12 protein-coding genes are annotated in these 12,657 nt (G+C 68.9%); all 12 read left to right on the top strand.

Going from position 1 to position 12,657, the window contains the following annotated elements; translation table 11 throughout:
* Nucleotides 1-23: 23 nt before the first annotated feature.
* Nucleotides 24-863, top strand: a complete 840-nt coding sequence (locus tag ACFSE6_RS17525; RefSeq protein WP_388010368.1) for a carbohydrate ABC transporter permease — start codon at nucleotides 24-26, stop codon at nucleotides 861-863.
* Complete coding sequence (locus ACFSE6_RS17520; protein ID WP_388010365.1) at nucleotides 860-1,741, top strand: carbohydrate ABC transporter permease; 882 nt, start codon at nucleotides 860-862, stop codon at nucleotides 1,739-1,741. Before ACFSE6_RS17525 ends, ACFSE6_RS17520 begins: the two co-directional genes overlap by 4 nt.
* A 212-nt stretch (nucleotides 1,742-1,953) precedes the next feature.
* The gene (locus tag ACFSE6_RS17515; protein ID WP_388010362.1) at nucleotides 1,954-2,955 is read left to right on the top strand and encodes a LacI family DNA-binding transcriptional regulator; all 1,002 of its coding nucleotides are present in this window, start codon (nucleotides 1,954-1,956) and stop codon (nucleotides 2,953-2,955) included.
* Nucleotides 2,952-4,250, top strand: coding sequence for an ABC transporter substrate-binding protein (locus ACFSE6_RS17510; RefSeq protein WP_388010359.1), 1,299 nt, complete (start codon nucleotides 2,952-2,954; stop codon nucleotides 4,248-4,250). Before ACFSE6_RS17515 ends, ACFSE6_RS17510 begins: the two co-directional genes overlap by 4 nt.
* 24 nt (nucleotides 4,251-4,274) lie before the next feature.
* Nucleotides 4,275-5,186, top strand: coding sequence for a carbohydrate ABC transporter permease (locus ACFSE6_RS17505; protein WP_388010356.1), 912 nt, complete (start codon nucleotides 4,275-4,277; stop codon nucleotides 5,184-5,186).
* A 2-nt stretch (nucleotides 5,187-5,188) separates the two neighbouring features.
* Complete coding sequence (locus ACFSE6_RS17500; protein WP_388010353.1) at nucleotides 5,189-6,040, top strand: carbohydrate ABC transporter permease; 852 nt, start codon at nucleotides 5,189-5,191, stop codon at nucleotides 6,038-6,040.
* Nucleotides 6,037-7,074 carry a nucleoside hydrolase gene (locus tag ACFSE6_RS17495; protein ID WP_388010350.1) on the top strand — a complete coding sequence of 346 codons (1,038 nt, stop codon included), beginning with the start codon at nucleotides 6,037-6,039 and terminating at the stop codon, nucleotides 7,072-7,074. The genes ACFSE6_RS17500 and ACFSE6_RS17495 overlap by 4 nt, the downstream gene beginning before the upstream one ends.
* On the top strand, nucleotides 7,071-7,997 hold the full coding sequence (locus tag ACFSE6_RS17490; RefSeq protein ID WP_388010347.1) for a ribokinase: 927 nt from the start codon (nucleotides 7,071-7,073) through the stop codon (nucleotides 7,995-7,997). Before ACFSE6_RS17495 ends, ACFSE6_RS17490 begins: the two co-directional genes overlap by 4 nt.
* A gap of 32 nt (nucleotides 7,998-8,029) precedes the next feature.
* Nucleotides 8,030-9,328: an ADP-ribosylglycohydrolase family protein gene (locus ACFSE6_RS17485; RefSeq protein WP_388010344.1), complete on the top strand. Its 1,299-nt coding sequence runs from the start codon at nucleotides 8,030-8,032 to the stop codon at nucleotides 9,326-9,328.
* A complete protein-coding gene (locus tag ACFSE6_RS17480) occupies nucleotides 9,325-10,698 on the top strand; it encodes an ABC transporter substrate-binding protein (RefSeq protein WP_388010341.1) in 1,374 nt (457 codons plus the stop codon). Before ACFSE6_RS17485 ends, ACFSE6_RS17480 begins: the two co-directional genes overlap by 4 nt.
* Nucleotides 10,695-11,588, top strand: coding sequence for a carbohydrate ABC transporter permease (locus tag ACFSE6_RS17475; RefSeq protein WP_388010338.1), 894 nt, complete (start codon nucleotides 10,695-10,697; stop codon nucleotides 11,586-11,588). The genes ACFSE6_RS17480 and ACFSE6_RS17475 overlap by 4 nt, the downstream gene beginning before the upstream one ends.
* Before the next feature lie 107 nt (nucleotides 11,589-11,695).
* Nucleotides 11,696-12,487, top strand: a complete 792-nt coding sequence (locus ACFSE6_RS17470) for a carbohydrate ABC transporter permease (RefSeq protein WP_388010335.1) — start codon at nucleotides 11,696-11,698, stop codon at nucleotides 12,485-12,487.
* Nucleotides 12,488-12,657: the final 170 nt, after the last annotated feature.

Below are 12,657 nucleotides of genomic sequence, written 5' to 3'. Positions count from 1 at the left end.
CCGGTCCGGCCGGCCGGACGCTCGTGCTGTTCGCCACTCCCGCGGTGCTCCTCCTACTGCTCATCAACCTTTACCCGTTGATCTACGCGGCAACGCAGAGCGTGCGGGACGGGACGCTCATCGATACCGGCGACTTCGTCGGTCTCGCGAACTACGGCGCCGTGCTGTCCGACCCCGGGTTCTGGGACAGTGCGGTCTTCACGGTGGTGTTCACCCTCGTCGGGGTCTTCGGCAGCTGGATCGTCGGTCTCGCTCTCGCGCTGCTCCTGCGGACCCACATACCCGGCGGCACGCTGTTCAAGGTTCTCCTGCTGTTGCCCTGGGTCGTTCCGGTGGTGGTCTCTGCGACGGCGTGGAACTGGCTGGTGGCTACTCCCCAGAGCCCGATACCGATCCTCACGCAGGCAATCGGGCTCGGGACGGTGAACTTCCTGGCCGACCCGACCTTGGCGCAGATCACTGTCTGCGTGTTCAAGGTCTGGATCAGCTTCCCGTTCATGATGATGATGATGTCCGCCGCTCTGGCGGCCGTGGACAACAACGTCTATGAGGCGGCCAAGGTCGACGGTGCGTCCCGATGGCGCGAGCTCACGCAGATCACCTTGCCGCTGATCTCGAAGTCGACGTACATCAGTTGGATCCTCATGACGATCTTCTGCGTCAACGACTTCCCGACCATCTTTCTCCTCACCGGTGGCGGGCCGGTGGATTCCACCAGCACGCTGGTCGTCCTCGCCTACCGCACGGTCTTCGAGGAGTTCGACACCGGAACAGGGGTCTCGATCGCCTTCCTCATGACGGCGGTCCTCATCGTGGTCTCGGTCGCGCTCTTCCGGCGCATCAGGAAGGTGAACGTCGCATGACCAGCACAGACGTCTCCACGGCGAGGCCGTCCGCATCGCGCCGCGGGCGGCGCGAGGAACTGACGCACAAGGAGCTACGAGGGCGCTGGTGGCGGTTCGCACTGATCGCCGCCGTGACGGCCGTGGTGCTCGTTCCGATCGGAGCCGTGGTGGTCCTCTCGCTGCGGCCCACCCTCGGGAGCGCCACCACGGCCGCGGTCACTCTTGAGAACTTCGCCAGAATCTTCGGTGAGACCGATGTGCTCCTCTGGCTGGAGAACAGCCTGATGGTCAGCGCGGTGACCGTGGCGATCGCCCTGATCGTCGCGGCGCCCGCCGGCTATGTGCTCTCACGGGGACGGGGCAGGCTCGTCTCCGGCTTCTCGCTCGTGCTGTTCATCGTGCAGTCGCTGCCGCTGGTGACTGCGGTGATTCCCCTGTTCATCCTCTTCGCCCGGCTCGGACTGGTCGACAACCTCAGTGGCGTCACGATCGTCTACGTGGGCATGACGATGTCCGTCGCGATCTGGATGATGGCGGCCTACTACGACTCGATCCCGGTCACCCTCGAAGAAGCCGCCTGGTTGGACGGGTGCAGCGTCTTCGGCGGCTTCCTCAGGATCGTGCTGCGCAACTCGCCACCGGGCATCCTCTCGACCGCGATCTTCTCGTTCCTGCTGTCCTGGAACGACTATCTTGTCGCGTTGGTGTTCCTCCGTTCGGACTTCGTCTATACCTTGCCCGTCGGACTGCAGTCGTTCTTCCAGCAGAACGCCACCAGCTGGGGCCTCGTCATGGCAATCGCGGTGGTCATGATGCTGCCGCCCGTCCTGCTGTTCACTTTCCTCAACAAGTACTTCAGTATCGGCGGAATCGGCGGCTCGCTGGCCGGTCAGTGAGTGCACAGCTGGGTCATCCGTAGGTGCACCTGAGCTGAAACCGATGCCCACGGCGCGCCCGGCGCACGTGCTGAGACGGATTTGTCCGCGGCACGAGACTTCGCTACCGTCCCATCTACCCGCGTAGACAACGCGCGTAGACAACGACGAGAGGGACGGAGCAGTCCGTGCGAGCAGGCGAGCGGTCCGGGGGCCGGGTGACCCGTGCTGACGTGGCACGTGCCGCTGGCGTCTCGACCGCCGTCGTCAGCTACGTCCTCAACGACGGGCCACGACCCGTCGCCGCCGAGACCCGCAGGCGCGTGCTGGACGCCGTCGAGGCCACCGGCTATCGCCCCGACGGCATCGCGCGGGCGCTGGCCTCGGGCGCCACGCACACCCTGGGCCTCGTCCTGCCGGACATCGCCAACCCGTTCTTCGCCGCGCTGGCCCACGCCCTCGAGGACGAGGCCTCCCGGCACGGGCTCGTCTTCTTTCTCGGCGACTCGGCCGAGCAACGCGCCCGCCAGCACGAGCTCATCGAGAGCTTCGTCGGCAGGCGCGTCGACGGCCTGGTCATCGTGGGCGTCGACGAGGAGCTCGACCTCAGTCCCGCGCGGCGCGCCGGACTGCCCGTCGTGGTCCTCGACCGCATCCTCGGCGAGCCGGACGTGGGCGCCGTCGGCATCGACAACCGGGCCGCTGCCGCACTCGCCACCGAGCACCTGCTCCACCACGGTCGCCGCAGGATCGGCCTCGTCACCGGTCCGGAGGACTTGCCCACCGCCGCCGCTCGCGCCGATGGTTGGCGCGAGGCGCTCACGGCCGCCGGCCTGGCCCCCGCCGAGGACCTCACCCGGCACAGCCGGTTCGACCGACACGGGGGCTACCGGGCAGGCCGGTCCCTGCTCGGCGTCAAGACCCCACCGGACGCCGTCTTCGTGGCCAGCGAGCAGCAGGCGTTCGGCCTGCTTCGTGCCGCGCACGAGGCCGGCGTGAGCATCCCGGACGACGTCGCCGTCGTCGCCGTCGACGGTACCGAGGCGGCCGAGTACTCGGTGCCGTCCCTGACCACCGTGACCCAACGGTTCGACGAGCTCGCCGCCCGAGCCATCGAACTGATCCAGCACCCCGCCGCGGAATCGCGGACCGCAGTCTGCAACTTCGACCTCGTGCCGCGGCGGTCCTGCGGATGCCCCGAGCCCCGAGACCCCGAGAGGGAACCGACCTCATGACCACACGCCGCACCACCGCCGCTGTGTCGTCGATCGCCGCGGCCCTGCTCGCCGCCGGCTGCCAGAGCGCACCGGCCGACGAACCCGTCACCCTGACGTTCCTCAACGCCCACTCCGGGGCCTTCGTCAACGTCGTCGACGCGTTCGAGGAATCCCACCCGAACGTGCGGATCGAACTGCAGAGCGTCCCGTTCGAGCAGATGGTCGAACAGACCCAGGCCCGGCTGGCCTCGGGCGATACCAGCATCGATCTGCTCACCGTGGACCCACCCCGGCTCGCCGGCATGGTCGAGCAGGGCTTCCTCACCGACGAGAGCGCGTACCTGGAGGACATGCGCGAGCACGTCAGCGAGGTGGGGATCCGCTCCATCACGGCCGAGGGCCGGCAGTGGTCCTACCCGTTGTGGACCAGCGGCAACTTCCTCTTCTACAACCGCGAGGCGCTGCAGAACGCCGGCGTCGAGCCGCCCGGCCCCACCGACGCGGACCGGCTCACCTGGGAGGAGGTCATCGACATGGCCCACCAGGTGGTCGACGCGGGGGAGACCCGCTACGGCCTCGCGATGGACCAGGTCGACCGCTACTACCAGCTGCAGCCGCTGATCGAATCCTCCGGCGCCGGCCCCGGACTGGCCGGCGAGGAGAGCCTCGTGCCGGAGGTCGACACCCCGCAGTGGCACGAGTTCGGACAGTGGTACCGCGCCCTCTTCGCCGACGGCGTGGTCCCACGCGGCGTCGACCCCGCCCAGATGCTCGACGTGTTCCGCTCCGGCCAGTCGGCGTTCCTGCTCGGCAGCGCCTCGAACATCACCAGTCTGCAGGAGGGCGACTTCGCCGACACCTGGGGAATGGCCCCGATGCCGCACTTCGCGGACGGCCCGGTGGTCACGCCGACGGACTCGTGGGCCATCGGCATCAGCGCCACCAGCGAGCACCAGGACCTCGCGCGGGAGTTCGTCCAGTTCGCCACCCTCGATCCCGAGGGCGCCGAGCTGTCCTCCAGCGTGCTCAGCCTCCCACCGGTGAACGCCGCCGCGTTCGGCGGCTACGTCGACACCCTGCACGAGGTCGCCCCCGAACAGACGCGGCACTTCGCGGACCTGTTCCGCACCGACAGCGACGAGTACGCGCGTCACCGGCCCACCTCCGTCGGCTACGTCCAGTTCGAGACCACGATGAACAGCGCCTTCTCCGACCTCAACGGGGGAGCCGACGTCGCCGGCGTGCTGACCAACGCCCAGGAGACGCTCACCCGGCAGCTCGACCGCCGTCGGGAACTCGCCCGAGACGACTGAGCCTGCCGAACGAAGGAGTTCCCCATGACCACGCACGTCCCGGTGAAGACCGACGCCGCACCGAACACCCGCACGCCGCCCGCCAGGTCGAGCCGCCGCGGCCGGATGTGGCGCACCGCCGTCTGGTTCCTGCTGCCCGCCGTCGTCCTGCTGCTGCTCCTGCGGATCATGCCGACCATCACCGCGCTCGCGGAGGCGGTCCCTGTTGGCGGTGAACGCTCACCCTGGTCGAACTTCGCCTACATCTTCACCGACCCCTCGTTCTGGAACGCGGTGCGGGTGACGCTGCTGTTCGCCGTCATCATCAACCCGGTGCAGATCGCCCTGGCGCTGGCGCTCGCCGTACTGCTGACCAAGAAGCTGCCGTTCGTCGGGCTGTGGCGCACGCTGATCCTGCTGCCGATCGCGGTCCCGCAGGTGGTCTCCGCCATCGTCTGGCTCGTCCTGCTGCGTCCGGACGGACCGCTCAACGGGCTCGCCAACGCCCTCGGACTTCCCTCCGTACCGTGGCTCACCCAGCCCGGCTGGGCCCTGGTCTCAGTGATGATCGTGTGCTCCTGGGTGGGCGTCGGCTACTGGATGACCTTCCTCGTGACCGGCATCCGCGAGATCCCCGACTCCCTCTACGAGGCCTCCGCGCTCGACGGCGCCGGCGGCTGGCGGCAGTTCTGGAACATCACCCTGCCGAGCCTGCGCCGCCCGCTGCTGTTCGTCCTGGTGGCGGACACCGTCTCGAACTTCCTGGTCTTCGCACCCGTCCGTGTCCTCACCCAAGGAGGGCCCCAGGACAGCACCGACCTGATCATGTACAACATCTCGGACCGCGCCTACACGCTCGGCGACACGCAGGCCGCCTCCGCGGCCACGCTCGTGCTCATCGTGATCGTCGTGGCGGTCGTCGCCGTCCAGTTCCGGCTCCTGCCCGGGAAGGACTGACCATGAGCGAAACAGCCACCGCGCGGGAACGCCGCACCGGCCGCCGCGCCCTGATCATCGCCGTCCCCGTCGCGCTGGTTTCCATCGCGCCGCTGCTGTGGGCGCTTGTCTCCTCGGTCCGCCCCGGCGAGGACATCTTCCGCTTCCTCTCGCCACTGACCTGGCAGACCGTGGTGCCGCAGCGACTCACGCTGGCGAACTTCACGGCCGTCCTCGACAGCCCCTTCGCCCTCGCGTTGCTCAACTCCGTGATCGTCGCGTTCTTCAGCGTGGTCCTCGGACTCGCCGTGGCGGCCCTGGCGGCCTTCGCGCTCGCCTGCCTGGACTTCCCGGGCAGGACCGCCGTCTTCGCGCTCATGGTGATGTGCTTCCTGGTGCCCTTCGAGGCCATTGCCATCCCGCTGTCCACCACGTTCCGCGACCTCGGCCTCGCGAACAGCTACCTCGGCCTCATCCTCCCGGCGCTCGGCAACGGCTTGTCGATCTTCCTGCTGCGCCAGTTCTTCATGGGCATCCCGACCTCCCTCGGCGAGGCGGCCCGGCTCGACGGGCTGAGCTGGTTCGGCGTCTTCCGGCGGATCTACCTCCCGCTCTCGCGCGGCCCGCTCATCGGCGCCGGCCTGATCCTGTTCGTCTTCCAGTGGCAGTCCTTCCTGTGGCCGCTGCTCATCGCCCCCGCGCCCGCGGTCCGGGTGGCGCCGGTCGCCATCGCGGACTTCGCCCAGGAGACCGGCGTCGACTTCGGCCAGATGTTCGCCGCCGCGATCCTCACCGCCGCCATCCCGCTTCTGCTGCTGCTCTTCTTCCAACGGCACTTCACCGGATCCACCGCAACCTCAGGGAGCAAGGAATGACCACCGAGACCCACCGGCCCGCCCACCGCGTCATCCTCGACTGCGATCCCGGCAACGGAGTGCCCGCCACCGACATCGACGACGGGCTAGCCCTCGGCCTACTGCTGGCCAGCCCCGAGGTGCACGTCGAGGCCGTCACCATCGCCACCGGCAACACCCACCGCGACGTCGGCTACCGGGTGGCACGCACCATGCTCGACGAGGTCGGGGCCGACGTGCCCGTATACGCCGGCGCAGCCTCCGCTCTCGTCGAGCCGGCCACACCCTGGGCCGAGCGCCGCGAGGCCGGGCGCGTCAGCCCCCAGGCCACCGAGCTGTGGTCCTCGGTGCCCGGGCCTGGCGAGTACGACCCGGCCGGCGACTACTCGGCCGCCGCCGAGATCGCCCGCCGCGTGGCCGCCGAGCCGGGGGAGATCACGATTGTCGCCGTCGGCCCGCTGACGAACATCGCGCACGCGATGCAGCTGCACCCCGGCCTGGCCCGGGACGCACGCCGCATCGTCATCATGGGCGGGGCGTTCGACGTGCCGGGATTCCTCCAGGAGCTCAATTTCGGGATCGACCCCGAAGCCGCTCAGGTCGTCCTCGCCAGCGGCGGCGACATCACGCTCGTCCCGCTGGACGTCACCATCACCACCACGCTGCTGCTCGACGACGTCGACCGGCTCCGGGGGGTGTCGACGCCGGTGGCGCAGTACCTCGCCACCACGACGGCGCCGTGGATCCGCTACTGCGAGAGCGAGCGGGAGATGTCCGGATGCCGGCTGCACGACCCCCTCGCCGCCGCCGTCCTGCTCGACCCGGAGCTCGTCAGCGTCGAGCGCGCCGCGGTCGACGTCCAGCTCACCGGCCTGGTCCGCTCCCGGCCGGTTCGCTGGGACCCGAACGGCGTCAAGCTCGCGACCGGCATCGACCTGCCGGCCGGCACCGAGATCGACATCGTCGTCGGCGTCGACAACGCCCGGCTGGTCGATCTGCTGCTCACCGAGCTCGCCCGGACCGACGCCACCCAGCTCACCCCGGCGGCTCAGTGACGGCGACGGCACCACCGCAGGTCACCGTCGTCGGCTCGGTCAACCGGGACATCGCCATCCGGCTGCCGCGCTTGCCGCGGCCCGGGGAGACGCAGTCGAGCTGCGGTGTCACGGCACGGATCGGCGGCAAGGGAGCCAACCAGGCCGTCGCGGCCGCCCGGCTCGGTGCCCGCACCAGGTGGTGCGGCGCCGTCGGCGAGGACGGGGAGGAGGTGCTGGCGGCGCTGGCCGCGCACGGCGTGGACGTCTCCGGGGCGGTGCGGCTGCCCGGCACTCCCACCGGCACCGCGTGGATCTTCGTCGACGATGCGGCGGAGAACGCCATCGTGCTCGATGCGGGTGCGAACGGCCTGCTGGCCCCCGACCACGTCCCGGCCCTGGCCGACGGCGTCGTGCTCCTCCAGCACGAGGTCCCCGATGAGGTGACCGCCCTTGCGCTGGCCACCGCCCGGGCGGGCGATGCCGTCACCGTCCTCAACCCGGCACCGTTCCGGCCGCTCGCGGCGGCGACGCTCGAGAGCGTCGACGTGCTGGTGGTCAACGGGCCGGAGCTGGCCGGGCTCGCCGGCAGCGCGAGCGTCCCGGCTACGCCGGACGAGGCCCGCGTGCTGCTCGCCGAGGTTCCCGGGGTCGAGGCGGTGGCCACACTCGGTGCTCACGGCGCGCTGATCCAGCGCGGGCGCCACGTCGAGCACATCCCCGCCCCGCCGGTGGATGCCGTGGAGACCACCGGCGCCGGTGACACCTTCTGCGGCGCCCTGGCCGCCGCGATGGCCGGGGGAGCGCCGCTCGTCGAGGCGGCTGAGTACGCCGTGCACGCGGCCGCTCTGTCCGTCACCGGCGAGGGGGCCCAGGAATCCATGCCCGACGCCGCCCAGGTGCGGGAGTTCATGACCACCGGTGCGGTACCTGCCGCGCCGTAGCGCCGGAAACGGCACAACGAAAGGACGCACACATGAGCGATGACGCCACCATGCGTGACTACGTCAGCAACGAACTCGACCAGCGCGAACAAACCGGTCACGACGTCGCGGCCCTCCGGCCGGAGGCGGCGGCTGATCTCGACCAGGATCAGCTGGCCGACCTCCTGGCGCGGATCGAGGCCGCTCCGCGGCGCAGCTTCGGCTACCACGAACCCGACGAGCTCACTGCGATCGAGGCGGAGTTCGCCGATGACCCGGACGAGGTGCCTGCCTTCGTGTCGGCGGACCGGTTGCTCGCCGCCTGGCGCGGACGCGTGGCCGGCAACATGCTCGGCAAGCCGGTCGAGTGGGGTGTCTACTGGACGCGTGCCCGGCTGCGTGAGTACCTCGAGGCCGCCGGTGCCTACCCGCTGACCGACTACGTCCCGGCGCCCGCGGGCCTGCGTGAGCGTTACGAGCTCCGGGCTGACAACTGGGAGCAGACCACCCGGGGTCACGTGCATGGATCCTGCCGTGACGACGACGTCGACTACACCATCCTCGGGCTCCACCTCCTCGAGAAGTACGGACACGACTTCACCACGCAGGACGTGGCCGAGGAGTGGCTGCTGCGCCTGCCCTATCACCAGACCTACACCGCGGAGCGAGCGGCCTACCGGAATCTGATCGAGGAGATCCCGGCAGAGCAGGCGGCACGACGCCGGAATCCGTACCGGGAGTGGATCGGCGCCCTCATCCGGGCCGACATTTTCGGCTACGTCAACCCTGGCCGGCCCGACCTCGCCGCGAAGCAGGCCTACCGCGACGCGCGCCTCTCGCACGTCGGCAACGGCATCTACGGCGAGCAATGGGCGGCCGCCCTCACCGCTTCGGCCCTCGTCGCCGACAGTGTCCGCCAGGCCTTCGACCGCTCCGTCACCTACATTCCGCAGCGCAGCCGCCTGCGGGAAGCGGTCGCCGTTGTCACCCGCATTCACGACGACGGCGGCACCTGGGAGGAGGCACTTGCCGACGCCGACCGCCGCTGGGCCGGCTACCACTGGGTGCACACCGTGAACAACGCCGCGGTCATCGCCGCGGCACTGCTGTGGGGTGACGGCGACTTCACCCGCAGCATCGCCCTGACGGTTCAGGGCGGCCTGGACACCGACTCCAACGGTGCGACGGTCGGATCCGTCGTCGGCGCGGTGCTCGGGACCGCCGGAATCCCCGCACACTGGACCGATCCCCTCGAGGACACCGTCCGGTCTGCCGTGTTCGGGTTCGACGGCGTGCACATCTCGGACCTCGCGCGTCGTACGGAGCGCCTGGCTGCCGCGAGGGTGTCGTGACCAGGCGGCAGATATCGCGCCGACACCTCCTGATGGCCGCCGGCGGCGCCGGAATCGGTGCGGCGCTGACCGGATGTGTACAGGGGTCCGCCACGCGAAGTGTCGGTAGCGGACTCTCGCTGTGGGTCACGTTCGCCTCGGACAGCCAACGTGACTACTTCCGGCGGCATTTCGTCGACCCGTTCAACGCCCAGCACGACGGCGCGCCGCTGCAGCTGACGATCCGCGGCGACGACGACTCGCTGCAGCGGCTGCAACGCACCGCCATCGCGTCGGGATCTGGCCCGGACCTGATCTATACCGCCGGACCTTCGTACGGCCTGGAGTTCGTCCAGGCCGAGAAGTTCACACCGCTGGACGACTACGCCGAGCGGTACGGGTGGCGCGAGAGGCTGCAGCCGTGGGCGTACGGGGCGGGCGTCCTCGGCGGCTCGAGCTACATGATCCCCACCTCGTACGAGACGATGATCATGGTCTACAACGCCAGAACGTTCGAGCGACACGGGTGGACGGTCCCGACCAATCGCCAGGAGTTCGAGGAGTACGCCGCTGCCGCCCAGGAGGCCGGCGTCATGCCCGTGGCCATCGGCAGCGCGGACTGGCCGGCGACCACGGAATGGCTCGTGAGCATCTTTTTCAACCACGTGGCCGGTCCGGAGACGATCCACGACGCCCTGACCGGCAGGATCGGGTGGTCGGACGAGCGGATCGTCGAGTCGATCGCGTTGTTGAAGGACTACTTCGACCGCGGCTGGATGGGAGGTGGCAGCCAGGCCTACTTCACCAACCGCGAGGCCGAGTTGTGGGCCAAGCTCGTCGACGGCGAGGCCGGTCTGTACTTCGTCGGGAGCTGGGCGTTCACGTCGATGGCCCCGTACTTCAACGAGGACGCCGGCAACTATCAGGACTGGGACTGGGCCCCGCTTCCCGCGTTCGGTGACGAGACGACGCAGGACCTGTACGCCATCGGCGTCGGATCGACGTACTCGATCAGCGCGGACTCGCCACGGCAGGAGGATGCCGCCGCGTACATCGATTTCCTCCTCGCCGATCCGGCCGCCCAGATGCGCAGCGTTGCCGAGGTGCAGAGTCAGCCGATCCCGCTGGAGTACTCGCCCGGGGACTTCCCCGACGAGCTCGACCCCCGTATCCGACGCCTGTACGACGGCGTCGACGCGGCTGATCGGATCGGCTACCTGACCTGGACCTTCTGGCCCCCGCGCAGCGATGTCTACATCTATGAGCAGATGGACCGCGTCATCACCGGGCAACTCACCCCGCAGGACTACTGCACCGGGCTCGACGAGGTCTTCCGCGAGGAAGCAGACCAGGGCAAGGTGCCGCCGACACCGGAGCCGGTGATCGCATGAGTGTCACCGGCGCAAAGATGCGCCCCACCCTGTCACCGAGCAGGCGCCGTGCGGCACGCGGCTGGCTCTTCCTGCTGCCGTTGCTTGCTCTCAACCTGCTCGTCATCGGCGCCCCTGGGGCGATGAGCTTCGTGTACTCCTTCACGGACTGGTCCGGCCTCGGACCGGCGAACTTCGTGGGCCTGGACAACTACGTCCGCCTGTTCTCCGACGAGAAGTTCCTCCAGGCGCTCCTGAACAACCTCTGGTGGACGGCGTTCTTCCTCATCGTGCCGATCTCGATCGCGCTTGCCGGTGCATTCCTGCTCTCCCGCACCACGCACGGCCAGGTGATCTACCGGGTTCTGTTCTTCATCCCCTACACGCTCGCGACGATCGTCGTGGCGAGTATCTGGTCCAACATCTATTCGCCGGAGTACGGACTGACTGCGGTGCTCGGTGTGGACCTGAATCTGCTGGGTGACCCGGATACGGCGCTTGCCTCCGTCGCGGTGGCGAACACGTGGCAGTGGTGGGGATACCTGATGGTGATCTTCATGGCGGCGATGTCCAGTGTGAGCCCGAGCCTCTACGAGGCGGCGCGGCTCGACGGCGCCTCGGGATGGCAGCAGTTCCTCCACATCACCATTCCCGGCATCCGCCCGACGCTGGTGTTCATGGCGCTGATGACGGTGATCTGGTCGTTCCTCGTCTTCGACTACATCTACATCATGACCGGCGGTGGGCCTGCCGGAGCCACCGAGGTGGTCGGCACGTTGCTGTACACGACTGCCTTCTCCACGTACGAGGCGGGCTACGCCGCCGCGATGGGCATCGTCCTGGCGCTCATCAGCGTGGTGATGGTCGGCGGTTACCTCGCTCTGCGCCGGTGGAGGGGGTGGGACATTTGACCGCCGTCAGTACGCCTCCGGGCGTGAGGACACAGGCCGGACGAGGACGCGCGGGCCGGGGGAGCGGACCGACGAGGCCGCGTCGGGGAGCCGTCACCAGACATGCGGTGCTCGTCGCCCTCGGGCTCGTCTCGCTCGCGCCGCTCTACCTGTTTCTCACCTCATCGCTGAAGTCCCAGTCCGAACTGGCGGAGAACCCGGTCGGCCTGCCACGGCAATGGCTCTGGGCGAACTTCGTCGAGGCCTGGACCACGGGCCGTATCGGTATCGGTCTGCTGAACTCGGCCGTCATCGTCGCCGGAACGGTTGTTCTCGTATGTCTCGTGGCGAGCTGTGGTGCCTACGCTCTGGCGCGCATCGACGTGCCGGGCGGCGGCTGGGTCGTGGTCTACCTGCTCGTGGCGTCATCGCTGCCGATCCAGCTGTTCCTGGTCCCGCTGTTCTACCTGTGGGCGCGGATGCAGCTGTACGACACGCATCTCGGCCTGATCCTCATTCACGCCGCGGTGTTCTCACCGTTCGCGACCCTGCTGCTGCGGTCGTTCCTGGTGAACATGCCACCGGACTACGAGAACGCGGCACGGCTGGACGGTGCCAACGAGTTCACCGTGTTCCTCAAGGTCGTGATGCCGATGGCGTGGCCGGGCCTGCTCACCGTGGCGTTGACGACCACGCTGCAGTCCTACAACGAATTCCTGCTGGCCGTGACGTTCATCCAGTCCGACGAGTACCTGCCCGTCTCGAGCGCACTGTTCAACTTCCGGCAGGGGTTCACGCAGGACTACACGATGATCGCCGCTGCGGGCGTCATCATGGCGGCGCCGATGCTCCTCGCGTTCCTCCTGCTGCAGCGCCGGTTCATCGAGGGCATCACGAGTTCTGGGCTCGGCGGGACGTAGCGGTGGGGGATGCCAAACCTTTCGCCGTCGAACCCGTCGAACCCGTCGAACCCGTCGGACTCGACCGGTGACACGGGTTGATTCGATGAGTGAAAGCGCCACGTTAGCCAGGTGAGGAGTCATTGACTCGAGTAATAGCGCTCCGCTAGCGTCGCGGCCGGACATGCCTA

The sequence above is a fragment of the Georgenia deserti genome, from assembly GCF_042680605.1.
GTDB classification, from domain to species: Bacteria; Actinomycetota; Actinomycetes; order Actinomycetales; family Actinomycetaceae; genus Allobogoriella; species Allobogoriella deserti.
Note: the sequence above shows the minus strand (reverse complement) of the source record. Positions and strands in the feature narration are given on the sequence as shown.

Coding starts and splice junctions, on each gene's coding strand:
- ACFSE6_RS17520 (WP_388010365.1), top strand. CDS start 860: ATGACCAGCACAGACGTCTCCACGGCGAGGCCGTCCGCATCGCGCCGC.
- ACFSE6_RS17510 (WP_388010359.1), top strand. CDS start 2,952: ATGACCACACGCCGCACCACCGCCGCTGTGTCGTCGATCGCCGCGGCC.
- ACFSE6_RS17505 (WP_388010356.1), top strand. CDS start 4,275: ATGACCACGCACGTCCCGGTGAAGACCGACGCCGCACCGAACACCCGC.
- ACFSE6_RS17500 (WP_388010353.1), top strand. CDS start 5,189: ATGAGCGAAACAGCCACCGCGCGGGAACGCCGCACCGGCCGCCGCGCC.
- ACFSE6_RS17495 (WP_388010350.1), top strand. CDS start 6,037: ATGACCACCGAGACCCACCGGCCCGCCCACCGCGTCATCCTCGACTGC.
- ACFSE6_RS17485 (WP_388010344.1), top strand. CDS start 8,030: ATGAGCGATGACGCCACCATGCGTGACTACGTCAGCAACGAACTCGAC.
- ACFSE6_RS17475 (WP_388010338.1), top strand. CDS start 10,695: ATGAGTGTCACCGGCGCAAAGATGCGCCCCACCCTGTCACCGAGCAGG.